Annotated in this window: 17 protein-coding genes and 4 pseudogenes; 8 read left to right on the forward strand and 13 right to left on the reverse strand. The window is 38.9% G+C overall.

The features are described from left to right. Positions 1–882 precede the first annotated feature (882 nt). Positions 883–1,314 (reverse strand): annotated as a pseudogene (locus AAEY98_RS18865) (IS30 family transposase); the annotation flags it as partial. 73 nt (positions 1,315–1,387) lie between these two features. On the opposite strand from AAEY98_RS18865, the pseudogene AAEY98_RS18870 reads away from it, so the two are divergent. Further along, positions 1,388–2,562, forward strand: a pseudogene (locus AAEY98_RS18870) (IS3 family transposase). Between the two features lie 38 nt (positions 2,563–2,600). Here the strand turns inward: AAEY98_RS18870 and AAEY98_RS18875 are convergent. From AAEY98_RS18875 to AAEY98_RS18885, 3 genes and pseudogenes are all read right to left on the reverse strand, one after another. Beyond that, entirely contained in the window at positions 2,601–3,188 is a 588-nt protein-coding gene (locus AAEY98_RS18875) for a hypothetical protein (protein WP_188927328.1), read from the reverse strand. Positions 3,189–3,503: 315 nt separating this feature from the next. Next, positions 3,504–3,755 (reverse strand): annotated as a pseudogene (locus tag AAEY98_RS18880) (transposase); the annotation flags it as partial. 462 nt (positions 3,756–4,217) lie between these two features. Beyond that, entirely contained in the window at positions 4,218–5,105 is an 888-nt protein-coding gene (locus AAEY98_RS18885) for a LysR substrate-binding domain-containing protein (protein ID WP_351018807.1), read from the reverse strand. 139 nt (positions 5,106–5,244) lie between these two features. Between AAEY98_RS18885 and AAEY98_RS18890 the strand changes: the two genes are divergently transcribed. After that, positions 5,245–6,099, forward strand: a complete 855-nt coding sequence (locus AAEY98_RS18890; protein ID WP_351018810.1) for a DMT family transporter — start codon at positions 5,245–5,247, stop codon at positions 6,097–6,099. 37 nt (positions 6,100–6,136) lie between these two features. Here AAEY98_RS18890 and AAEY98_RS18895 read toward each other — a convergent pair whose 3' ends face one another. From AAEY98_RS18895 to AAEY98_RS18910, 4 genes are all read right to left on the reverse strand, one after another. Beyond that, positions 6,137–6,784, reverse strand: a complete 648-nt coding sequence (locus AAEY98_RS18895; RefSeq protein WP_351018882.1) for a hypothetical protein — start codon at positions 6,782–6,784, stop codon at positions 6,137–6,139. Between the two features lie 145 nt (positions 6,785–6,929). After that, a complete protein-coding gene (locus tag AAEY98_RS18900) occupies positions 6,930–7,142 on the reverse strand; it encodes a hypothetical protein (protein WP_351018813.1) in 213 nt (70 codons plus the stop codon). A gap of 415 nt (positions 7,143–7,557) precedes the next feature. Beyond that, a complete protein-coding gene (locus tag AAEY98_RS18905; RefSeq protein WP_188927056.1) occupies positions 7,558–8,652 on the reverse strand; it encodes an NADH:flavin oxidoreductase/NADH oxidase in 1,095 nt (364 codons plus the stop codon). 378 nt (positions 8,653–9,030) lie between these two features. Beyond that, positions 9,031–9,918: a LysR family transcriptional regulator gene (locus tag AAEY98_RS18910; RefSeq protein ID WP_351018817.1), complete on the reverse strand. Its 888-nt coding sequence runs from the start codon at positions 9,916–9,918 to the stop codon at positions 9,031–9,033. 452 nt (positions 9,919–10,370) lie between these two features. Between AAEY98_RS18910 and AAEY98_RS18915 the strand changes: the two genes are divergently transcribed. After that, positions 10,371–12,524 (forward strand): TonB-dependent receptor, encoded by a 2,154-nt coding sequence (locus AAEY98_RS18915; RefSeq protein ID WP_351018820.1) that lies wholly within the window; start codon positions 10,371–10,373, stop codon positions 12,522–12,524. Positions 12,525–13,297: 773 nt separating this feature from the next. On the opposite strand, the gene AAEY98_RS18920 is transcribed toward AAEY98_RS18915, so the two are convergent. From AAEY98_RS18920 to AAEY98_RS18930, 3 genes and pseudogenes are all read right to left on the reverse strand, one after another. Beyond that, complete coding sequence (locus AAEY98_RS18920) at positions 13,298–13,723, reverse strand: DoxX family protein (RefSeq protein WP_188927053.1); 426 nt, start codon at positions 13,721–13,723, stop codon at positions 13,298–13,300. A gap of 218 nt (positions 13,724–13,941) precedes the next feature. Then, on the reverse strand, positions 13,942–14,343 hold the full coding sequence (locus tag AAEY98_RS18925; protein WP_351018885.1) for a TetR family transcriptional regulator C-terminal domain-containing protein: 402 nt from the start codon (positions 14,341–14,343) through the stop codon (positions 13,942–13,944). A gap of 48 nt (positions 14,344–14,391) precedes the next feature. Further along, positions 14,392–14,547, reverse strand: a pseudogene (locus AAEY98_RS18930) (TetR/AcrR family transcriptional regulator); the annotation flags it as partial. 1,257 nt (positions 14,548–15,804) lie between these two features. Here AAEY98_RS18930 and AAEY98_RS18935 point away from each other — a divergent pair. The 5 genes from AAEY98_RS18935 (at position 15,805) to ccmE (ending at position 20,740) form a co-directional block, all read left to right on the forward strand. Further along, positions 15,805–16,284 carry a (2Fe-2S)-binding protein gene (locus AAEY98_RS18935; RefSeq protein WP_351018824.1) on the forward strand — a complete coding sequence of 160 codons (480 nt, stop codon included), beginning with the start codon at positions 15,805–15,807 and terminating at the stop codon, positions 16,282–16,284. After that, the gene (locus tag AAEY98_RS18940; protein WP_351018827.1) at positions 16,268–18,571 is read left to right on the forward strand and encodes a xanthine dehydrogenase family protein molybdopterin-binding subunit; all 2,304 of its coding nucleotides are present in this window, start codon (positions 16,268–16,270) and stop codon (positions 18,569–18,571) included. The genes AAEY98_RS18935 and AAEY98_RS18940 overlap by 17 nt, the downstream gene beginning before the upstream one ends. 741 nt (positions 18,572–19,312) lie before the next feature. Continuing rightward, the gene (gene ccmC, locus AAEY98_RS18945; protein ID WP_188927049.1) at positions 19,313–20,059 is read left to right on the forward strand and encodes a heme ABC transporter permease CcmC; all 747 of its coding nucleotides are present in this window, start codon (positions 19,313–19,315) and stop codon (positions 20,057–20,059) included. After that, positions 20,059–20,271: a heme exporter protein CcmD gene (ccmD, locus tag AAEY98_RS18950; protein WP_351018831.1), complete on the forward strand. Its 213-nt coding sequence runs from the start codon at positions 20,059–20,061 to the stop codon at positions 20,269–20,271. The genes ccmC and ccmD overlap by 1 nt, the downstream gene beginning before the upstream one ends. Then, complete coding sequence (gene ccmE, locus AAEY98_RS18955; RefSeq protein ID WP_188927048.1) at positions 20,255–20,740, forward strand: cytochrome c maturation protein CcmE; 486 nt, start codon at positions 20,255–20,257, stop codon at positions 20,738–20,740. Before ccmD ends, ccmE begins: the two co-directional genes overlap by 17 nt. 1,079 nt (positions 20,741–21,819) lie before the next feature. On the opposite strand, the gene curR is transcribed toward ccmE, so the two are convergent. Continuing rightward, positions 21,820–22,410: a TetR family transcriptional repressor CurR gene (curR, locus tag AAEY98_RS18960; protein ID WP_351018835.1), complete on the reverse strand. Its 591-nt coding sequence runs from the start codon at positions 22,408–22,410 to the stop codon at positions 21,820–21,822. A 240-nt stretch (positions 22,411–22,650) separates the two neighbouring features. Next, entirely contained in the window at positions 22,651–23,451 is an 801-nt protein-coding gene (locus tag AAEY98_RS18965; RefSeq protein ID WP_351018838.1) for an AraC family transcriptional regulator, read from the reverse strand. Between the last annotated feature and the right edge of the window lie 199 nt (positions 23,452–23,650).

Below are 23,650 nucleotides of genomic sequence, written 5' to 3' on the forward strand. Positions count from 1 at the left end.
TCTATTTGATCTAGGCACACCTTCTTCGAAGGTAAAAGCAAACGGTGTACTTGATATACATCAAAGTAAGTAGTATAAGTGTGACTTAGTGAGCTGTATTAATGTGATCTTAGTAAGCTGTTTTGATGTGTACTTAAAGGGCATCAATTGAAAGGATTTCGTATTGAACATGAAAATGGATATAGTCAATCTAAATATCAGAAGCTTAAGTTTAAGCTGTAACAACTGTAATCGAATGACAGAAATCGAAGGTGAGATTGTGTGTTTTGAACAAGGAAAAATCAAACGTCTAATTTTAGACCCTTCTCCAACTTCACTCATGAGAATGGTGTGTATTCATTGGCAGAAAAAGTGATCTTCTAAAAATCTATAAAGCAGCATTAACAGTACAACAATATGAATGTTTTGTACCACAAATCTACATGATAAACACTCATAATCCGCCTGACTTTAAGTTAAAAGTAAGAGCCGATTGTGCAAACATAATGACATTCGATAAAAATTAGACTCATCATGTATGGTAACTGTGCAATAGTTTGATTTATTCTCCGTGGACGATCCCAAGTGTGGGAGGTCCACCAAACTCCAGAAAAGCCTGATGAAGAAATCGTCACGATCTTTTTGTTTTAGACGTTCCATATGAGTCGGCGTGGAAATTGTTGGGATAATGCCGTCGCAGGAAGTTTTTTAGCAACTTGAAGAAAGAAAAAGCCAGACGTATTCAGCTCAAAAACATAAGAAGAAGCTAGGTTAACTATTTTTCAACACATTGAGATGTTTTACAATCCGAAAAGGCGCCATACTGCTAATGGCAGGGTTGCACCAGCTGAATATGCAAATCGTTATTTTAAGGCTTTAGAAAGTGTCTAATATTCATAGGCCTTACCATAAATAATTCACTCCATTAGACACATTTCTGCACAGAAACTGGTAATTATTCCTGTTCTGTGCAAACAATATTATTTCATCACTTACCATCCTTAAATCTGTTCCTTTTTTTACATATTGTCTTAATAGACCATTGGCATTTTCATTAGCTCCACGTTCCCAAGAGCGATACGGATGAGCAAAATAAAACGCTGTGTCTAACGCCTTGGCAATGACTTCATGATGAGCGAATTCACGGCCATTATCGGCAGTGATAGTGTGCACATATTGCTTGTAGGGCATCAATAATTCGATAGTCGCCTTAGTCACATCCTCTGCAGATTTTGACGCCACTTTCTTTATTAAGTAAAAACGGGGTTTTCGCTCTAAAATTGTCACGATTGAACCTGTTCCATGCTTTCCTAACACGGTATCGGTTTCCCAATCACTGTGGCATAGTTATTTTGGCCACCTAAATAGAGGTGATATTATTACCTCGTAAATGACTTTAGGTGAACACATGAGATCGATAACCCGAAAAACATTTAGTGCTGAATTCAAACTTGAAGCAGCTCAATTAGTCCTCGATAACAACCATAGCATCATCGAAGCTGCAAAGACGATGAACGTGGGTAAATCCACCATGGATAAATGTGTAATGCAGTTAACACTAGAACGCCAGGGTGGCACGCCAAAAGCCTCTCCCATTCCCCCTGAACAAATTGAAATTCGTGAACTGAAAAAAATAGCTCGTCTTGAGGGGCATAATTTTATCCTAAAAAAGGCTACCGCTCTCTTGATGTCAGACTCGATGAACAATTTACGCTAATCAGCGCACTCAAGCAGAGCCACTCTATTCTCACAATTTGTAATGCATTCAAAGTGCATCGAAGTAACTATAAATATTGGCTAAAAAGAAAAGAACATATTGATGCAGACTTTACTATTTAATGCAGTGAAGTGAAGGCCGCGCATCGTATTAGTAATGGCTCTGCCGGTGCTCGAACGATAGCGCAATTAGTGACTAACAAAGGAATTAGTCTCAGTTGTTATCGATCACGTAATCTAATGAAAAAGCTTGGATTAGTCAGCTGCCAGCAGCCTAAGCATTCATACAGAAAGTTGCATAAGGGCATGTAGCGATCCCGAATACGCTTAATCGACAGTTTGCGGTTACTCAACCGGATCAAGTTTGGTGTGGCGATATGACGTATGTTTGGGTTGGTAATCGTTGGGCATATTTAGCGGTGGTTCTAGACCTGTTTTCCCGTAAACCTGTTGGGTGGGCGTTGTCATTCTCGCCTGAGAGCGAGCTGACATGCAAAGCCTTGAAAATGGCATTTGAGTTAAGGGGGGAAACCTGAGAATGTGATTTATCATAGCGATCAAGATTCACATTACACAAGCTTGAAATTCAGACAATTATTATGGCGTCTTCAAATTGAGCAAAGTATGAGTCGTCGCGGGAATTGTTGGGATAACGCGCCAATGGAGCGTTTCTTTAGAAGTTTAAAATCTGAATGGGTACCCGCAAGTGGTTATGGGAATTTTACAGAAGCAGACAAAGCGATCACCAATTACATCACTGGATATTACAGTGAAACTAGACCCCATCAATATAATGGTGGGTTAACGCCAAATGAGTCAGAACGTTTATATTGGAATGACTCTAAAGCCGTGGCCAATTTAACTTGACCACTACACTTAAATATATTGTAAACCTGTAAAATGGCTTACAAATTAACTCCGCCTCCCATCAGATTATTTAACGCCTCTAAAGCGATAGATTCCTCAGTTGTTAGCTCTTCCGTTTTGGAACAACGAGGATCCATTTTCTGTACAGCTCTAGTCATAACATGTGTTAAAGGCAGTGGGTCACATCCATGCCCAGTTTCACAAACAAAATCCCATTGAGACTCTGCTTTTACATGACATGCAAAACAATTTCCTCCAAATCTATTTTTAACATCTACAAAGCCTCTAGTTAAAATTTTTGAACCTTGCGGAGAAACATCAAGTTCAAAGAACTCCCAATCATTAGTAACGGGACTGAATCCTTCATCACGTTTAACCATAACTTCAGTTGGAACTAACTGTATAACACTTCCTACAGGATATATTTCACCTGAAGAGTTATTTGCGGCTTTAACGGTTAACTTTAAATCTTCTGGCCCTATAATATTATCGACATAAAAGTGCCTAATTGGCACCATGTCTCTAATGCAGCGGAAATCGGGAGTAACAGTTTTACTTTCTTCGGCAAATACTTGAGTACATGTTAATAGCATAAGGCACAGTACTGAGGCGTTTACATATTTCATTTTTTATAGCTCCACATCATTTTTAGATATTAATTTAGGTATCTGTACGAGATTAAAATATTAAATATAACTATTGAGTATAGGCAGCCTATAGCTTGAACTAAATATCTTACAATAATTCAGATAGTTAGAACTTGAGTTTATTAGATAAGGTTAGTTTTTATAAATCAATATGTAAACATTTGATTTATATAATTTAGTAAAATGAGATTTATGACGCGAGAAATGTAAACTTGTTTCATTCCTATGTTAGGGCTACCGCATTTAGGGTGTGATCGTGATTGTTTTTGCTAATTCAAAGAGGATTTTCAAACAATCCCTCATTGCTTGTTTTAGTTGGGCTTCTAGGAGTTGAATTCTCCGTTGTTCTTCAGTTAATGCTTTGGCATTTTCTGGTGTATTACCGGCTAATTCAGCTTGGTACTGCACTTTCCATCGAGACACAGCAGATTTACCCGCACCTGACATATCTTCAATTTGCTTGTTCGTGTAACCCTGTTCGACCATTAGCTTGGCATATTCTAATTTTTGCAGAGGGCTGACAGTGACTTTTATTTTTCTAATCATGATAAATACCTTTAAGATTTTGCTTATTTAAGCTATAAATCTCTACAGTTTCGTTAGACCATTACATAGTTGAAGCTTCAGAGAGAAGACTATCGAGGGGTGGCTGACAGAATTAAGAACGTCTTTCCCACTTTAGCGTCAGCATATATTCACTGTTATCAATTACTAGACGAGAATGTTCCGATACAAACTATCACGGACAAGATTCATGTTACCAAAATGACTCTTCATATATAAAAGTCTCTAAATGACGTTTTGAAACTACACGGCAACAGTTCAGAATTTACTCTAACCATTGGCAGGTATTCTTTAAAACCTAAGTTCATTATCTAGGGGATCCTGGTTATTCGCTATTTACTTGTCGGAAATTTTTGAATCCATTTCTCCCAACTAGTCATATCAAGTTTTCATAAAGATGAATTGTAGAAAAAATTATTGAAGAAAACTATTATAAATTAAGTACTAACATTGCTGTTCTAACCAACGACCAAAACTAATTATATCAGTTCGATTAGAGTTTAACTCACTATAAAAAAAATAAAAATTATCACCCGTTATCAATTCATGCATCGGAATTCTAACAAAATTCTGCTTATGAGATTGATCTACCATCATATAGTTATTAATAAGAGTAACACCTAAATTGTAACGTGCTGCTTCTGCAGCAAGTAGTACATGACTAAATTTATTGATTTTTAGATCACTAGGTAGTTCAAATCCACCAGCTTTGCACCATCGCAGCCAATCACTAGCGATGTTTTCATTTGTGTCAGAATATCGCACTGACAATATAGGATGTCGCCATAATGCCTCAGGCAGTGGCTTTCCTCTTATTTTTTCCCAAAGATTTTGACCACAAACAGGAAATAGCTTTTCTGTAAATAATAATTTACTGACAAAATGACGTTTTGGTGGGTTTACGGTAATGAAACAGTCAGCAAATTGATCATTAAAGTCGGGCTGGTCTGTGACCATATCTAACGTTACTTCTATCTCTGGATATTGTTTACGGAAATCTTCTAATCGCGGAATTAACCAATTAACGGCCACAGAGCTATAAAGAGCTAAGCGAATATACCCAGGTTTTCCATGTCGAATAATCTGACTAGTATTTGAAAGGATAGCTAGTGAGCGATTTACTTCTGTGAAATAACGCTCTCCAACTTCTGTTAAAGAAAAAGTCCGACCTTGCCTATAAAACATTGCTTCACCAAGATACTCCTCGAGAATTCGTACTTGGTGACTCACTGCACTCTGAGTAACATTGAGGCTTGCTGCTGCTTTTGAAAAGCTATTAAGTCTTGCAACTGATTCAAAGCATTGTATTGCGCGCAATGGCGGTAACTTCATTATTAGCTCAACTAATACTAAATGGATTTATATCATTATACGTCATAGCTCTATAGGAATATACTGACGACTTAACGCAAGTAATTTGCGTAATCCTATTTAGTTTTTATATATATTCCTGATAAAGCCGAGGGTAAGAATGCCGAAGATGAGTGTTGGATTTGCAATGGTTTTATTGGTTTTAGGAAACATTGTCGCAGTCCTCTCAGATGCTCTGATTAAAAACATGCCGACTGGGACTGCGGTGTATCAATTTGTTCTATTTCGTCAATTAACAGCCGTTTTGATGCTGTTACCATTTTGTTTAATCAATACAAAAAGCAAATTATTTAGTAATGTAAAATGGCACTTTGTACGTGGCCATGTTTGGTTGTTTGGTGCTATATTCATGGTGTTATCTCTTCAAGCTCTGCCTCTGGCAACTGTTAATGCTATTTTTTATACTGCCCCACTACTTATGTTACCGTTAGGTTTTTTATTTTATAGAGACAAGTTAACCATCCCAACTATAGCTGTATCGATTGTTGGTTTTATAGGTATTATCATTGTTGTACAACCGACACAGATTAGTTTAGCAGCTATATCTGCACTTATAGTCGCGGTAACAATGGCTACAAATAATCTATTAATTCGTAAACTGCCCTATCATCACAATGTAGTTCAAACCTTATTCTTGACCAATCTAATGGGAATACCTTTTGCTCTTAGTTTAGCTATTTGGGAAAACCAACCTTTGGATTGGTCTCCACTATTGACAGCGGCTAGCTCTAATTTGTTCATTTTGATCTATGCCGGTATATGCGTTTTTGTATATCGAACTGTGGAAGCACATAAAATTTCTAGTGCTGAATATACTGGTTTACTAGGTGCTGTAGTGGTTGGGATAATGTGGTTTGATGAAGTACCAGATATGAGTCTAGTGATAGGTTCAGCGTTAATTATCTTACCTTTAGTTTGGCTAGCGGCACTTGAATCAGTTAAGCATAAGAAGTAGGTTTGAAAATAGTCATCAAATTATTTTAACTTGACCACTACAGACATGTTGAGGATTGAAATCCCACCGTATCCGGCAGAATGATATTTTTGATATTCTCTGCAATCTCCTTCAAGTCACGATCCGCCGTCAAGTTTCTCCCCAAAAAAGGCGCTATAATTGACTTCGTCGCATGATTTGAACTAAGTACTGATATGATATTTCGCTCGCTAATTTTGATTTCTATTTCAGTGAGAGATGCTGGCGAGCCCTCTCCCCAAAAAGCGAGTTTGAATTCTTCTATATAACCACGGCCAAAACAGACGATAACTTTGGGCTTAAACTCATTGACTAAAGCATTCAAAAGCTTGAATCTGTATTGAGCACAATATGTTTGATAGTGATACTTAATACGTGTTTCAGTCAAATCGATATGCTCAGTTGACCATTTATCTATTTGCGGTGCTGGCAGGGGGAATAAATTAACTTTAAACTCGTTTAAATCTGCTTCGCAATATTTTTCGCGCATGTACTCCTTATAACAACCTCCAAAGTCGAATATCCGGCATAATAACTTCGCAATTTTTTGGTCAAACTTTGCGTTGCGCTTGAAAATGACTAAACGTGACTTAAAAGGTACTAGCTCACCTAAAAAGTAAACGCCAAGGCTTTTGGCTCTAGCAATTGCTTGAACTGTAGTGGTCAAGTTAAATTGGCCACGGTTCTAGAGTCATTCCAATATAAACGTTCTGACTCATTTGGCATCAAGCTTGATTTCTTTTGAATAGGACTTACGTGTTTTCATTTCAATCTCCAGTTAAATCAATTACGTCTTAACTCGCTTAGTCGTATCAATTAAACCACGTCACTAACTGATGGCTAATCAAAATACTTGAAACTGAGTGAGCAATAAGTGCTCGTGCACTGACCTCTTGTTCATCTACTAACTCCAGATTGTTTGCGGCAATCAAGTGCTCTAAATGCCATAACGATAGTTCACACCACATTGACACCAATATTCTATCTTTGACCAAAATATAAGCACTTATCCAAGTTCGGAACATAAAAGCATCGCAAGCAGGCCTTTTAATGGCACTCTAAGTTTTATTGTAATGGTCAGAAGGTAATATAGACTTCGTTAGTAAGTTATTCTTCGTTAAATTCCCGTTCCAATAGGTTTACTGCTATCAGCCACAGTTGACAGGTAAAATCATGCATCACTTGAATATGTAAAGGTTGCATTTACCTGATCTTAAAACGGTTTATCACAGCTCAATATTATTGCAAATTAGGGGGGGACATAGAGAATGCGTTTTTACAAACATCTAGGATAAAGTAAATCATACTGTAAAGATAAATAGGCAAGCATTTGTTTTATTTACTATTTTTATATTATAGATAAAAAGTGCTCAACTTTTGCAAAGAGCACCTTAGATATTTGAATAAACTCATTTAGCTCCCCTAAGCAGCACATGAGCACTATTTAAATGGCGAAGGAATACCATGAGGAGATGAACGAAGGTACTGCGGTGGTGCAGTAACTTGCTGACCTAATTCAGCGGCTGCATGCCAGACCCAGTGTGGGTTATAAAGAATACCCCGAGCTAATGCTACAGCATCAGCTTTACCAGAAGCGATGATTTCATCTGCTACTTTTGGATTGTCTATCAAGCCAACTGCTATAACAGGGATATCCACAGCTTGCTTTATTGCCTCAGCAAATGGCACCTGAAACCCTGGTGCCACTGGGATCTGTTGCTGAGAACTTAAGCCTGCAGTACTCACATGGATAAAGTGACATCCCTTAGCGGCAAGTGCTTGAGCTAATATTATACTTTGTCCAAGATCCCAACCACCATCAACCCAATCGGTGGCTGAAATACGCACGCCCAGGGTCATCTTATCCGATATCACAGCAAGCATACGATCGACAACATCTAGTAAAAAACGCATACGGTTCTCAAGATTACCACCATATTGATCATCACGCGTATTCGACAATGGTGATAGAAACTGATGGATTAAATAGCCATGGGCAGCATGTATTTCAATGGCATCAATGCCTAACCTTTCTGCACGTTTAGCCGCAGCCGTAAAATCTTCCAAAATATTAACAATATCTTTAACGCTTAGTTCATCAGGTATGGGTCCATCAACAGTAAAAGGTAATGCAGAGGGAGCCACTGGGGGCCAACCATTTTGTGCATCAGCTGCAATGAAATTGCCGCCATCCCAAGGTTTCTGAGTTGATGCTTTACGGCCAGCATGTGATAGCTGGATAGCGATAGGTATATTGGAATAACGACGAGCTACAGCCAATGATTGGGCTAGTGCCAGCTCTGTCCTATCATCCCATAATCCCAAATCAGCATAAGTTATACGGCCTGTCGGATTTACCGCGGCAGCTTCTAGAATGAGTAATCCGGCACCTGATAACGCTAATCTACCCAAGTGTAAAGTATGCCAATCTGTTGCTGCGCCCTCATCAGCAGAATACTGACACATAGGTGCAATGACAACACGATTTTCTAAAGTCAAGTGACCGATTTTTAGGGGGGTAAATAAGTGGTTCATAAAAAGGTTTCCTTGCTGGTATAAATTAATGCAGATGACACATTAGTCTGTGTCAGTAGGATATTCAGTAGTGACAAAGCTTGAACTACTTGGTTTTAGCCTATTCACTTATTTTGATTATAAAGTGCGCTAATTTTTAGTTTAATTACCGGCAGCTCAATCTAAAAAAGTAGTTTAAAAGCATTCTCGAAAACACAATCACCGTAAAATTTAGCGATTTATTCATACTCGCTTATCGATCAATAATAATTTTAACATCATATTATAAAGGTATGAGTATCAAAAAAGAATATCAACTGGACGCAAAACTCAATTGCTTATTATGCAACACTGACTCGTTATTGATATGTCTGCTACTGAACACTGAGTTAATAGCTATTATTTAACGATTTCTCTAACGAAGTCGATAAATGCATTTACTCTTTTTGATCCACGATGGTTAGGTAAATATAAAGCAGAAATTGCGGCACTGGAACTATTGGGATTAACTTGATATGAAGTCAGTAGACTGATCATTTTGCCACCATTAATATCTTGTTGGATCAACCAATCTGGTAATAAAGCGATGCCATGACCAGACAAAACTATCTCCCTGATAACTTCAACATTATTGGTCTTTAACTTGCCTGCTACAGGAATACGTAGCTCTTCATCTTCAGACAGAAACGTCCATACTAGCTGGCTACTAAAGCGTAAACATTGGTGTTGCAATAAATCTGCTGGCTGCTGCGGACGACCATATTGCTTTATATAGTCTGGACTAGCAACCACTAGCCGTCGAAATAGACCTAATGGCCTACTAACTAACTCTTCATTTGGCGCAGGGGAACCAAGTCTGATCGAAAGATCGATACGCTGAGTAAATAAATCTATAATTTCATCACTGAGAACCAGATCCAAATCTACTCTAGGGTGAGAATGTAAAAAACTGCCTATATGTGGTGCAATAACAAAACGACCAAATGCTGTTGGCACCGTCACGCGCAGTGGACCTGATGGCTCATCTTGGCTGTCTTTTATCTTTTCATCTGCTTGAACTACACTGTCAAGAATCTTCCTTGCACTCATGTAATATGCCATACCGGCATCAGATATGGTGATTTGTCGAGTTGATCGATTTAAGAGCACTGTGCCTAATTCGGATTCAAGCGAATCTACCATGCGTGTTACCGATGATGTGGCAACTGAAAGGTTGCGTGCTGCCGAGGAAAACCCCTTCGCATCAACCGTCTCGACAAACATTTTCAACGCCAGTAATTTATCCATCTAATATCTTACTACCTTCTTCTGATTTGTTTAGAAAATTCATGTTAGATTATTATTATACCATTACCGATATACTCTCTAGTCAATGACGTTTTAAAGTGCATAAAAATTAACATATTAGCTAAGCATCACCCCGACTAGCTGCCTTTAAAACTTGATTGTTCCCCCCTTCTTATCAGAACCTTCAAAAATTGTGGCAGGACAGATATTCGTCTGTATCTGCTGAATTGGATGCGTGTAGTACATCGTCTTCCAAGAGGAATGGCAATTTCATACGTATTGATAGTATCTCAACGGCATCAAACTCACTTTTCCCTTTAGTGTTTGTATTAACATAATATGAGTCAAATAATTTTACTTTAATAGGAAGGTAAATAATGTAAATAATATTCACACGCTAATGATAATGAATATTATTAACGACCATTCATTATTTGTTAATCGGTATACCTATGTTATTTAAGCCTAGCCAATTGGCTATTGCGACACATTGTGCATTATTTTTATTAGTACTCCCCGTAACTCATGCCAATGCAGAATCTTCAACACAAGCCACAGAAAACCAAGCTTCAATGGAGCGAATGATTATTACTGGTAGTCGCTCTGCAGAACGGATAGAGGAAGTCCCTTCTTCAGTCACGCTTATTGAGCAACAAACCCTCGCACAAGACATGTTAATGACTTCGCAGTTACAAAACTTACTCGCATTTCGCGTTCCAGGGTTAGCGCCAAGCACTGGCACATCAAGTAACTCGGGACAAAACTTACGCGGTCGTGCCGCACTAGTCATGATTGATGGCGTGCCACAATCTACCCCATTACGAAATGGAAAATTAGGCATAAGCTCTATCGATGCAGGGGTCATTGAGCGTATTGAAGTGATTAAAGGAGCGACCTCAATTTATGGCAATGGCGCTTCAGGCGGCATCATCAACTACATCACTAAACGAGCCAGTGAAGATAAAGCACGAGTGAAGGTTGGGGCTTCCAGTAAATTTAGTGCGGTAAAATTACAAGACAGTGCCGGTTATCGAGTGGATACATCAATAGACGGTACGGTTGATAATTTCAGTTACGTATTTAGTGCCATTACCGAAAAAACAGGTGTTGAACGTGATTCAGAAGGTGACGCTATCGGATTAGTCTATGGTTTATCAGAAACTAAATCGAATAATTATTTTACTAAACTCGGCTATCAACTCGACGACGACAAGTCGATTCAACTGACGTATAACTACTACGAAGCCCAACAAGAATCTGACTACATAGATGTTGTTGGCAATGCTAACACAGGCGAAAAAACTTACTCGATAGACAATACTACTGGGATTGTAAAGCTGGGCGTACCTCAAGGGCCGCGTGGCAATCATAACCTAATGTTAAAATACGTCGACCAAGAGATATTCACTAACACCCAATTAACCGTTGATGGTTATCTGCAAAAAATTGAAAACATGTTTTTCTTTTCAACTGCACTCGCTAATCAAAGTGAAGGTTACGAAGGGGGTCAGTCCTTCATCAAGTCAGAAAAGAAAGGCCTACGCGTTAACTTTGCTACCCAAGTTGATTGGGATAATGTTGAATCAACCTTCATTTATGGTATTGATGCGCTGCAAGACATCAGTTCACAACCATTAGAAGACGGCCGAATTTGGGTGCCTGAAATGGACATGCGTAACTTAGCGGTTTATTTACAAACTAAGTTTGTTATTGCCGACGATTGGGTTATTAAAGCCGGTATCCGCCAAGACAGTGTTAATTTAACGGTCGATGATTATCAAACCTTAAAACTTTGCCGAACGCCAAGTACGTGCTCAGTACCTTTTGATGTCACAGGCGGAGAATTAACATATAACTCAACCACCTATAATATTGGCTTACGTTACAATATGAACGAGTTGTTTAACCCGTTTATGAGCTTTTCCCAAGGTGCAGATATTTCAGATATTGGCCGCCTTTTACGAACAGCCACTGTCGATGATATTGCGTTAATACGCACAGAATCATCGATTGTTGATAATTATGAAATCGGTTTTTCTGGTCAACTTGGTGATCTGAATTATGAAATTGCCGCCTACCGAAGTAAATCAGAATTAGGCACAAGTAACAGCTTTGATGCAACAACAGGCATTTACTTGCCTGTACGCGCACCACAAAAAATTTGGGGTTACGAAGCGCAAGTTGACTATCGAGTGTTAGATAATCTCAATACAGGTTTAAGCTATAGCTGGGTTGAAGGTAAAGACACTGAAACGGATACTTACATAGATGGTGGCACCATATCCCCTCCTAAATTAACAGCTTATATTAGTTGGCAGCCCGTTGAAGAAGCGAGTATTGGTATTAACTACATGTATGTTGGTGACCGAGACCGATTTGAGCCGGTTGATGGCGCATATATTGGTTCTCAAGGCCCTATAGAAAATTATAACGTTGTGAACCTAACCAGTAGTTATCAACTCAATAATTGGCAGCTCTCATTAGGTGTGGAAAACTTACTTAATGAAGATTATTTTTCTGCTCGCTCACAAGCTTCTACTAACGCGAGTTACTATACTCAAGCACTGGGTACCACTATCAATGTAGGTGTAAAAGCCAGCTTTTAACCCTCGGCAAGATAGCAAAAAGGGAATAAACAATAAAATATTTACTCCCTTTTCTAATTCAGCAAGGGGTTAATACAACCCCAGTAATAGTCCAACACTAAAAGTGATGCGGTACCTGCAACACCAATTCTCATGGTGCACTCGGGAATGGCTAAGTCATATTAACCACACTCCAGTGAAGGAGGAATCAATACTCTTACCTCAACAAATTAGATCGTAATGCATTGAATTACAACCCTATTTATCATGACACTTCAATGCGGAAAACTTCGTTAGAGAATAAGCGAGAAAGAAATTAGACTCGATGATTAGCTTAAAACTCAGTATAACCGAGTGATCGGTGGCAAAAAAGGAAATAACTCTCAACTTAAGTGAACAGCATTACGAATAAAGTGTATTTTTTAGGTAAAAATTTGAATTAGCAAGGTTAATTAATATCACCTTAAATTTTAGCCTAACTGTTTTTATTTCATTAAGTAGCTATTAAATGCTATAGCAAGCCGTGAGCGTTGGTTTGAGCTATTCTAAAAGAATATTGCCCTGAACGCGTGCCTGTAATCATATCTAATTCAAATTAAGTGGTCAGTTTTCTACCGTCTAGAATATAATTGAACTTTCATAACAAACACAGAGATAAATCAATTCTATGGAACCGAAGACGACTCAATAATATCATCAAACTCACTATCTCCTACCTATCAGAAATATTAATAGAACACTTTCATTTAGCATACAAGGGTATGGATACAACCAAATTATATTATTGTCCAGAGTTAGATGTAGGAGTTATTCTTACCCGAAAGATAACTGTGCCCTGAAAGCAGTAATAACCCAGCAAATATACCTAAATTTTTAACGAAGTTTTGTAATTCATGCGCTCCCTCAATACCCTTAATATTCCAAAAATCATGTAAATTGATGTTGATAAGCAAAACAAGACCGGCCAGTAGTAATGAGAAAATGGCTGTATATCGATTAAATATCAATGCAAAAGCTGCAACAATTTGGAATACACCAGCTGACGTAAGAAGAAAGGGAATAAACACCATTCCGTGCTGAGCCATTAATGAAACATGCATGTCCCAAGCGACAAACTTCATTATTCCTGGTACTAAAAAATACAAAGCTAATAATATTCGACCGACAATGAGAGCTGATATCGCTAATCTTTGTCTTTTTAGAGGAGCTATAATATTCATAATGGCATATCCATTGCTAGTAAACCAAAAACATCAGAGCAATGATCTTTTTGCTCCAATATGTTTATTTTATCTAAATAAGCTGGATCTAATATGTTTTGCATGTTGTTACCTTTGAATTAAGGAGTAATTTTTAACTCCTTATTGAGATGGTAGATCATAATCTAGTTTACAAAAAAGTGGCTTAACCGTTACTTTATAGATAACTTTAATTTCGACTATTCCGAAGTAGAAACAACACCAAGCATCTGCAAGGTACCGGGCCAAATATCGTCTAATAACGTTGGATCATTGAGTACTTGTGCATGAGTCAAAACACCTTCAAAAAAAGCAAGCACACAACGCGCACTCATAGCTGGATCAGTCACATTAATGTCGCCAACTAGTTGAGCGTCACGAATTGCAGATTCAATATATGCAAGTAAATCAGTAAACGTGCGCTTCAATTTTTTATCCAACTCAGGTGCAGTACCACTTATCTCTGCTCCCACACTAAAATTAGGACAACCCAATATACGACCGTGTGTATTGAGGGCCTCTAATTGTGTATTTCGTATATCATCGAAATACAGTTTCAGTCGTTCTAAAGGGGTTCGGGTATGCGAAAATAAAGTGTCCATTTTAGCTTTCTTAGCCTCCCATCTCCAACTTATAGCCTCCGCGGCAAGCTCGGATTTCGAGTTGAAAAAGTAATAGAAACTCCCCTTTTTAACACCCGCACGCTCACAAATTAGGTCGATCGTAAGAGTGCCATAACTGGTCTCCCACATCAGATCTAATATTGCCTGTTGCAGGTGTTGTCTACTGTCACTCTTTCGACCCATTAGTCAGTACCTTTTTCTATTGCTAATAATTATAGTTGACTATCTATCTATGTCAATATGCTACTTTGAATATTTACTTTTGTCACAGAATGATTCAATACCGTACGATTTATCAAACACAGCATCAAAACTGATGCTTGTAGATGGCTGAACTGATTAAGAAATAAGATAAATGTGTTGCTTGGTAAGCATTAATTGATAATCGAACTATAACAGTGCTAGTTCTTAAATTTACAATTAGATCATAGGCTAAATTAATCTATAAACATAAGCTACGGGTAAGTAATCCAATACTAATCTAGCCAAATCTTTACAGTCTGACTGATGAACTTCTTGAAGCTCCCGGCAAGCTAAAGAACTAACGAATTGATAGTTTGAGGATGTATTTCATTACTATAATTTACTGACTTAAAAATTAACTGGTGATTTTTTCAAGTTAGTTCTTCAGTGAAAACAACATATGTATAGGTAGAATAGCTTATTTCAAAAATATAAATAAGCTAGTTGGTCAATAACATACAATTACTAGATATGAGCGTATTATTCAAAACTTTTCCATATCAAAGATAATTTACAAAAATTCAGTCTGCTGTATCTAAGCGCTGCTGAACATCAATTGGATTTTTTAATCCGGATAGAAACCGCTTACATTTAACCCCCTAAAGATAGTCATACCAACAAACTCAACACCATACTAAATGATAGGCAATATCAAAATACAGAAATGGTAACATCTAATAAAAACAGAAATGATGCATTCGACATAATCGTATAAGATACTGCCTATTAAGTAGTTAATTAGGCACTTAAATGAACAACAATTTTCAGTTGATAAGTATCATTTAAAATTTTAATAAACAATATATTAGCAAAAAAACCATATCCACACCCACCTTATAGGCATTCCTACTAGCTATAAAACCACAACATTAGATAAAGCTAATTATTTCACTTACGTCTTGTTACTAATCAGCGGATTGATGTATTATTTCATTCTAATAGTCAAATGAGGTGCTAGTTTATTAATACTATTTCTTATTCAAAATGATGTGACAAATATATTAAAATTCTTTTTTATGAGTGATTTAGCAGGCTAAAACCGAGGTCTAGTGATACTCTAAGCAATAAAGATATTATTGCCGTAGCGGCTTGTTTATTTCAATTATCTGCAAAAGCAGCGATCCTAAATTACAATAACAAGTGGACGAAATCCGCAATCAATCCCGATTTGAGCACTAATTCACTGGAGAAGTGGCAATGGCAAAATTTATTTTAAACGGCAAACCGATGACTGCCGATGTAGAGAGTGATACTCCTCTACTGTGGGTTATTCGTGATGAACTGGACATGACTGGCACCAAATTTGGTTGTGGTATCGGTAGCTGTGGTGCCTGTACCGTCCATGTAAATGGACGGGCATGGCGTTCATGCATTACCCCAGTTTCGTTAGTTGAAGGAGCCGAAATCACTACGATTGAGGGGCTTTCTGAAAAGGGTGATCATCCATTGCAAATTTCTTGGCAAAAACTGCAGGTACCACAGTGTGGTTACTGCCAGTCGGGCCAAATTATGCAAGCTGCAGCACTACTAAAAGACATTCCTGAGCCTTCAGACAAAGACATTGACGCTGTGATGGGCGGAAATTTATGTCGTTGTATGACCTACGTTCGTATTCGCAGCGCCATTCATGAAGCAGCAAACGCAATCAAGGAGAGCAACGATGAGCAGACTGCCTAAACGTGGATCGGTGGGTATAACCCGCCGCGGTTTTTTAATTGCCATGACAGCGGTAGGTGTCAGCTTTGGTTTTCCTCGCCATTTGATGGCGGCAATGGATCCTGCTAGCCCTGACGGTAAAGTACTCCCAAGCGAAGGCGACATTTACGAACCGTCTTTATGGTACTCAATCGATACTGCCGGCAAAATTAAAGTCAACATTATGCGCTCAGAAATGGGCCAACATGTTGGTACCGCTATTGCTCGTATTCTTGCTGATGAACTGGAAGCCTCATGGGATGATATTGAAATTATCCATGTCGACAGTGATCCACGCTGGGGTTACATGGTTACCGGCGGCAGTTGGTCTATATCACAAAGTTGGCCGGTTTACCGTCAAGCCGGTGCTGCGGGTCGTACAGCCTTAATTGAAGCTGCAGCTAAAAAATGGGGTATTGCAGCTAAAGACTGTAAAGCCAGTAACGGTAAAGTTATCTCAAGTAAAGGCGAGCTGTCTTACGGTGAGTTAGTCACCATGGGCTTAACACGTCAGTTTACTGAAGAAGAACTGAAAACCCTGCCGCTGAAGCCTAATGCCGATCTTAAACTGGTTGGCCAACAGGTGACCTCTCTTGATATTGCCAACAAGACCAACGGTAAAACCATATTTGGTATCGATGCGAAAGTTGATGGCATGGTGTACGCCAACCCTATTTTGCCCCCTACTCGTTATGGCTCTAAAGTAGTTAAGTTTGATGACTCAGCAGCAAAAGCAGTAAAGGGTTATCAGCAAACTATCGTACTAGAAGATGCCAGTGGCAGTGTGCCAGGTTGGTTAATGGTTATCGCCAGCAGCTTTAATGCGGCCCAAAAAGCCTCGAAGCTGGTAAAGGTGACATGGGATGCAGGTAAAACGGCCAACGTGTCTGAAGCAGACATTATTGCTCATGGTAAGCAATTACTTGGCGACCAAACCAAAGGCAGTATTTTAGACACAGGCAATTCTGACACTGGGCCTGTATTTGCGAGCGCGAAAAGTACCATTGCAGAAGAATATATCACCAGCACGGTACTCCATGCGCAAATGGAACCGCTTAATGCCTTGGTATTTAAAAACCAAGACGGTATATGGGAAGTGCACTCAGGTTGTCAGTGGCAATCACTTACTCTACCCGTATTAGCCACGGCATTAGGCGAAGAAGAAGCGAACATTGTTATTCGTAGCTACATGTTAGGCGGTGGCTTTGGCCGCAGACTTAACGGCGATTACACCATTCCTGCGGCGTTGACCTCTAAAGCATTAGGCGGTAAACCGGTTAAAATGGTGATGATACGTCCACAAGACATGTTATTTGATAGCGCGCGTTCTGCATCAGTTCAACAACTCAAAATGGCATTTGATGATAAAAAAGCGGTTACCGCAATGGAACATCACGCCACAGCAGGTTGGCCAACCCAAGTAGTAGCGCCAGGGTTTATGCCCAAAGGCACCAATGGCGAACCATTTGATCCGTTTTCAATTACAGGTGCAGACCATTGGTATAGCGTTGGCGCACAAAAGGTACGTGCGGTATCAAACGATCTGGCTATGGCGACCTTCAGACCAGGTTTTTTACGTTCTGTTGGACCGGGTTGGACAAGCTGGGCAGTTGAAAGCTTTATGGATGAAGCTGCCCATCACGCGGGTAAAGATCCATTGCAGTTCCGCCTAGACATGCTCATTGCCGAAGGCCGAAATGCTGGTAGCACACCCGTTGCTGAAGGTGGCGCGGCTCGCCAAGCCGCAGTATTGAAAAAAGCTGCTGAGATGATTGGTTGGGGGACTCCGCAAGCCAAAGATACTGGACTTGGCATTGCATCAACCTTTGGTCAAGAGCGTGAAATGCCAACCTGGGTAGCGTGTGCAGTACAAGTTCATGTCGACAAAACCAATGGTATTGTCAATGTGCAAAAGCTTTATATTGCCATCGATGCCGGTATTATTGTTGACCCTAATGGTGCTGAAGCTCAGTGTCAGGGCGCAGCATTGTGGGGATTATCGATGGCCTTGTATGAAGGTACTGAACTGCTTAATGGCCAGTATAAAGACTCAAACTTCGATACCTATACCCCGCTGCGCTTGGGCCAAACTCCAGAAGTTAAAATCGAGTTTATCCCGAGTAAAATGCCACCATCTGGATTAGGTGAACCGGCAGTAACCCCTGTTGCTCCAGCGATTGCGAATGCAATCTACAAAGCCGTCGGTATACGTTTACGTAAAATCCCGATGAGACCTAGTGACTTAAAAAGTGCATCCATTAAAGTGTAATAGCTGACAAAAGTCCGTTACATTGTACAAAAATTGACTGCATATATTTAATTGGATATCACCTAAGATAGGAAGCACTGAACATGGATACGTTTGGTGCTTTTTTATAGAGGAGGTAAAGCTAGTATCAGGCTTAACTTAGCGATTGTTCTCCGGATGATCGATACAACAAGTCAACACCTATATTTGTGTACTAATTTAGTTGACCACATCAGCCTAAAAATTTATTGAAAGCTCATAGAGTCGCGCTACTCAAGCCTAATTCTCTATATCCATTGTACCTAAGCAAACGAGAATATGTACGACAAATAAGCCCAATATCGCTATTTCATCCTTGGACTTCTGATGGCAATACAGACCTTTATGTTTTCTGGGGCAATCGTTTTTCTTTCTTATCAATGATGATACAGAAATCTCAGTCAGCGAGTTATTATTTGCATAATCTAATCAAGAGGCAAATAGGATAACTTTCGCTCAATTAAAGATTTGAAGATAATCTTAAAAATCTCATATTTTTGTGACGACAATCTCAGCTTAAACTAGAGATTAAGTTAATCTGTGGCTATCAGGTCAGCTGAGTAGTCACCGTTCTACTCCCTATAAACTCCAGTAATTGCTGAATGTTAGAGCGCGCGATGCAATCTAGTTTTCTCGTGTTAATAACCATTATGTTGATCGGTTTTTAATCCTATTACCTTTTATAACTGGCCCCAATAACCATCTACAAGTGAGAACAGACTAATGTGGAAGTGGCTACATTGTTTCGAAGACCCAGAGCAGGCATATAAATTGTCTGGCACCATGTTACCGTGGTTTAGCTTCTTGGCAATATTGCTCGTCGGGACAGGCAGCATTTGGGGTTTAGTGTTTGCCCCTACAGATTACCAGCAAGGAGATAGCTACCGTATTATCTTTATCCATGTACCTGCAGCATCAATGTCTATGATAGCTTATATGACCATGGCAGTATCCTCTTTAGTAGGCTTAGTCTGGAAAATAAAATCGGCAGATTGGGCTGCTGCTGCGATAGCGCCTATCGGTGCTATGATGACCTTTATCGCCTTATTAACGGGCGCAACATGGGGTAAACCTATGTGGGGCACTTGGTGGGTATGGGACGCACGTTTAACATCTGAGCTGGTGTTATTGTTTTTATACCTTGGAATAATTTCATTATATGCTTCATTTGAAGATAAAGTCCTCGCTGCGAGGGCGTCTGGCATTCTTGCAATTGTAGGAATAATAAATATTCCAATTATTAAATATTCTGTTGACTGGTGGAGTAGCATACATCAACCATCAAGCATTAAATTTACTGAAAAGTCGTCCATGTCGACCGATATGTTATATCCACTATTAATTAACATAGTTGGTTTTGGCGCAATGATTGTCGCCATCACTCTGATCCGCTATAGAACTGAAATCCTTGCTCGAAATGGTATGCGAACTTGGGTAAGGGATTTAGCAATCACAGAGGAAGCTAAATAATGCAATTTAATTCATTCAACGATCTTCTGTTTATGGGCGGTTACGCATTTTATGTTTGGCTGTCGTATGGCGTAACGTTCGGCTGCCTAGCCCTATTGATAATCTTTAGCATTCAAAAGAAGCATATGGTTCTTATTGAAATAGCTAAAAAGATAACTCGAGATCAGCACCTGAAAGAAATAAGAGGTAATAACCATGAATCTAAGACGTAAAAAAAGATTAACTTACGCCGTTGTAATTATTGCAGGCGGAGCAGCACTTACTTCAACGCTATTATACGCACTAAATTCAAATTTAAACTTATTCTATACACCCTATGAAATTACTCACGGGAAAACTGATTCAGGCGAAATGCCAGGAGTTGGTCAACGGATCCGAGTTGGTGGTATGGTAACGATGGGATCAATGAAACGTGATCCAAAAACTTTACATGTAGAGTTTGTGGTGCATGATTCATTGGGAGGACAAGTGCTTGTGACATATGATGACCTATTACCAGACTTATTCAGAGAGGGACAAGGAATTGTAGCGCAGGGAATACTGGCTGAATCAGGGCAGCTAGAGGCAACTGAGGTTCTGGCCAAGCACGATGAAAATTATATGCCGCCTGAAGTAGCTGAGGCTATGGGACAGATGCATGAAAAACCGACTTATAATAAGCTCGCGCTTACAGATAAGTAGATTATGCTTAGAATAAGCCAACTACTGAAAGTGGTTAGCTTATTCTCGCCTTACAAAAATATCACTATAAGTTAGCAACAGTTGACAGGAAGTGGATATCAAATTTCAGTCTTTTAAGAAGATTGCCATGATATTGCAAAATCCATCAATTGCCATCTTATTACGCTTGTAGTGTTCTGCTATGATCGTCCTGACAAACAGCACCTAAGCCAATGCCTGCAATATGCAGCGTCATTCAAACAAATATTTAATACTCAATAAAAGAGTAATCACTATCCGTCTCCTATTAGTACATAATTGGAGTCCAGAACAGATCTCACAGGTATTACTGGTAATGAATTTACATTACGCTAAGGAATAAGCGCCAACCTAGCTAACTACTTAGGAGCATAAACACTATCACATAGGCAAGAAAAGAAAGCTACTGCTATTAAAAATGGCACATTCTACCGAGTCTAGCCCTGCAATTGTCAATACCCGCGAGCATTTTAGAGCTTGAGATATTAGTACTGTATTAGGCAAGGTATAGTACAGGTTCAATAGTGGCGAGAGTGGAGCAGAAAAATATCATTACTTGATAAAGACGGAGGGGCTTCTGAGACTGTGACTAAATCAACTATCGAATTATTGATGCAGTACAGGGAACATGTGTGCACAATACAGTAGATAATTGTCACTAATTTTCTCATAATGAAATCATTGCTAAAACGCTTGATAATACACTTTGTTTGCGCAGAACAAGATAACTATCGACCTAAGAGATGTTTGAATTTTAAGCAGGAAGCAGGTCTATTCAAACTATTAGCAGCTCAAATTACCGACGGTCACACTTCTGAGTTGAATTCGGGCTTCATATTATAGTCAGGAATATACTACAGAATAACAATTCTAGATAGATGTCTACATGTAAAATTACGAAAAACTGTAAAGTTTATCCGGTTGGATATTGGATTATTACCAAAACGCCAAGATAAATTAGATTTAGTAGCTAGAATATCCTTCTAAATACAAGCTTATCTTAACTATCCCATGTAAAATCACAATTTAGCATCTTAGATACGACCAAGACTGTATTTTATCTAGCAAGATAATATGTCTTGTGTAGTAAGCAAAGCAATTTTAAGTGGGTTATTATTACCATACATTTTGCTCATTAAACTTGCTCCAAGCCAAAGTTGGTAAAGTGCTGTAGCAATTCTGTAGGAATCAATATTTGAATGTGGTATTGAACCATCAGCTTTGCCCTGCTCTAAACAACTAGCGATACTACTAATGATAAGATCAGCTCCGTCATGAAGAGTTTGACGCATTAACTCAGACAAATCTGCAACTTCGGCACTTAATTTAACAACTAAACACATCTGAGCATCACAAGGCTCACAATATCCATCTAACCATTTTTGCCAATATCCCATAAGTCTATCATTTGCTTTTAAACTTATATCAGAAAAGCGTTCATCCATATCGGCTAAGTATGCTTGAAAATACTCATCCAACAAAGACTGTCCAAATTGCTCTTTAGATTTAAAATAATGATAAAAAGATCCCTTAGGCACCCCTTCTGCCTGCAGTATTTCATTTATACCAACGCCAGTGAATCCTTTAACTAACATCATCCTGTGCCCAGTATTTAACAATCGCTGGCGTGTGTCTTTATGTTTTTCTTTCATTCTACTATTTTACCAATAACTAGACTTGTAGTCTACAATAAGTGAACTTCTGATTAGAAAATAATATGTCCAGAAAACTCTTCTGACGAGATAGTAACAATAGTCGCGACTACAGATATGATCAATCTATATAACACAACATGACAATAGAAATCTTTGAGTTTAGGAATGACTATTTCGCGCATATGCATACTATACCCCAATATATTCTTCTATATAAACATTGGCATAATTTTAGTTCTATACTTGCTTGGTAGACTGGCGGCGAAATGCTGCGGGAGTCATCCCATATACAGCTTTGAACTGTCGATAAAAATGGCTAAGGTTAGTAAACCCACTATCAAGGGCTACTTGAGTAATAGATCCCTTGCCTGCAGACAAAATTGTCGCAGCAACTTCGACTCGGCGCAAATTACAATAATTAATAAAACTTTCCCCAGTATGACGACGAAACTCTCGCGTAAGTACGGTTCTAGAAAGACCAAACTCTCTTCCTACCTGATCTAGACTGTTACTTTCATGTAACTGAGTGTCGATCCAATCTCTAATATCTTGAATTTTTTGACTATAACGATGCCAAACGTAGTCATCAGCAAGATCATCAGTTTCAATATCAAATGCCAGTAGCATGCCTACTGCTCCCCAGGAAAGGGCTAAGTCTCTTGCACTGATACTCTCAGCCCCATCGCGAATCAAATCAGATAGTTCTCGAACATTAGACAAGCTTTTATCATGGTCTGTATACCTTACTTGCGAAAATCTCATTCTCCCTAAAAGTGCACGCTGGGCAGGAGAAATATAGGTAGCTAAATCGTGGCTGTTCATACATAGAATTTTCAGCTCTGCATCCTCACCAGGCTGAAATGCCAATCGATGACTTGTCCCTGGAGCTATGAGGACAGTTCTTCCTGGATGCAGCTCGATTGTCCCTACTTCGCTTTCAAGTCGGCCAGAACCAGAGCGACAAAAAAACCACTCCAAAATGTCGTGCCTGTGCCAAGATGTGGACTCTACCAGCTTGGCAGTCATACTAAATAGCATAGAGTTGATACCCAATCATACATAATATAAGTCGGATCATATAAGACAATAGCCTTCTAATCCAATATATTTACACTCTGTGTAATCAAATCATTAGAGTATATTTATATCAAAATAGACACACTGTTTTATTGGCTTTAATTCTCATAGAGGCACGGCGACTGTTTAAGTGAAGTAGTAACTGGATTAGCATTTGATA

The organism is Shewanella sp. AC91-MNA-CIBAN-0169, from assembly GCF_040310165.1.
GTDB lineage: Bacteria > Pseudomonadota > Gammaproteobacteria > Enterobacterales > Shewanellaceae > Shewanella.

Bases quoted from the DNA above. Each gene is read 5' to 3' on its own strand.
- AAEY98_RS18875 (WP_188927328.1), bottom strand. From the start codon at position 3,188: ATGAAATATGTAAACGCCTCAGTACTGTGCCTTATGCTATTAACATGT.
- AAEY98_RS18885 (WP_351018807.1), bottom strand. From the start codon at position 5,105: ATGAAGTTACCGCCATTGCGCGCAATACAATGCTTTGAATCAGTTGCA.
- AAEY98_RS18890 (WP_351018810.1), top strand. From the start codon at position 5,245: ATGCCGAAGATGAGTGTTGGATTTGCAATGGTTTTATTGGTTTTAGGA.
- AAEY98_RS18900 (WP_351018813.1), bottom strand. From the start codon at position 7,142: ATGTTCCGAACTTGGATAAGTGCTTATATTTTGGTCAAAGATAGAATA.
- AAEY98_RS18905 (WP_188927056.1), bottom strand. From the start codon at position 8,652: ATGAACCACTTATTTACCCCCCTAAAAATCGGTCACTTGACTTTAGAA.
- AAEY98_RS18910 (WP_351018817.1), bottom strand. From the start codon at position 9,918: ATGGATAAATTACTGGCGTTGAAAATGTTTGTCGAGACGGTTGATGCG.
- AAEY98_RS18915 (WP_351018820.1), top strand. From the start codon at position 10,371: ATGTTATTTAAGCCTAGCCAATTGGCTATTGCGACACATTGTGCATTA.
- AAEY98_RS18920 (WP_188927053.1), bottom strand. From the start codon at position 13,723: ATGAATATTATAGCTCCTCTAAAAAGACAAAGATTAGCGATATCAGCT.
- AAEY98_RS18925 (WP_351018885.1), bottom strand. From the start codon at position 14,343: ATGGACACTTTATTTTCGCATACCCGAACCCCTTTAGAACGACTGAAA.
- AAEY98_RS18935 (WP_351018824.1), top strand. From the start codon at position 15,805: ATGGCAAAATTTATTTTAAACGGCAAACCGATGACTGCCGATGTAGAG.
- AAEY98_RS18940 (WP_351018827.1), top strand. From the start codon at position 16,268: ATGAGCAGACTGCCTAAACGTGGATCGGTGGGTATAACCCGCCGCGGT.
- ccmC (WP_188927049.1), top strand. From the start codon at position 19,313: ATGTGGAAGTGGCTACATTGTTTCGAAGACCCAGAGCAGGCATATAAA.
- ccmD (WP_351018831.1), top strand. From the start codon at position 20,059: ATGCAATTTAATTCATTCAACGATCTTCTGTTTATGGGCGGTTACGCA.
- ccmE (WP_188927048.1), top strand. From the start codon at position 20,255: ATGAATCTAAGACGTAAAAAAAGATTAACTTACGCCGTTGTAATTATT.
- curR (WP_351018835.1), bottom strand. From the start codon at position 22,410: ATGAAAGAAAAACATAAAGACACACGCCAGCGATTGTTAAATACTGGG.
- AAEY98_RS18965 (WP_351018838.1), bottom strand. From the start codon at position 23,451: ATGCTATTTAGTATGACTGCCAAGCTGGTAGAGTCCACATCTTGGCAC.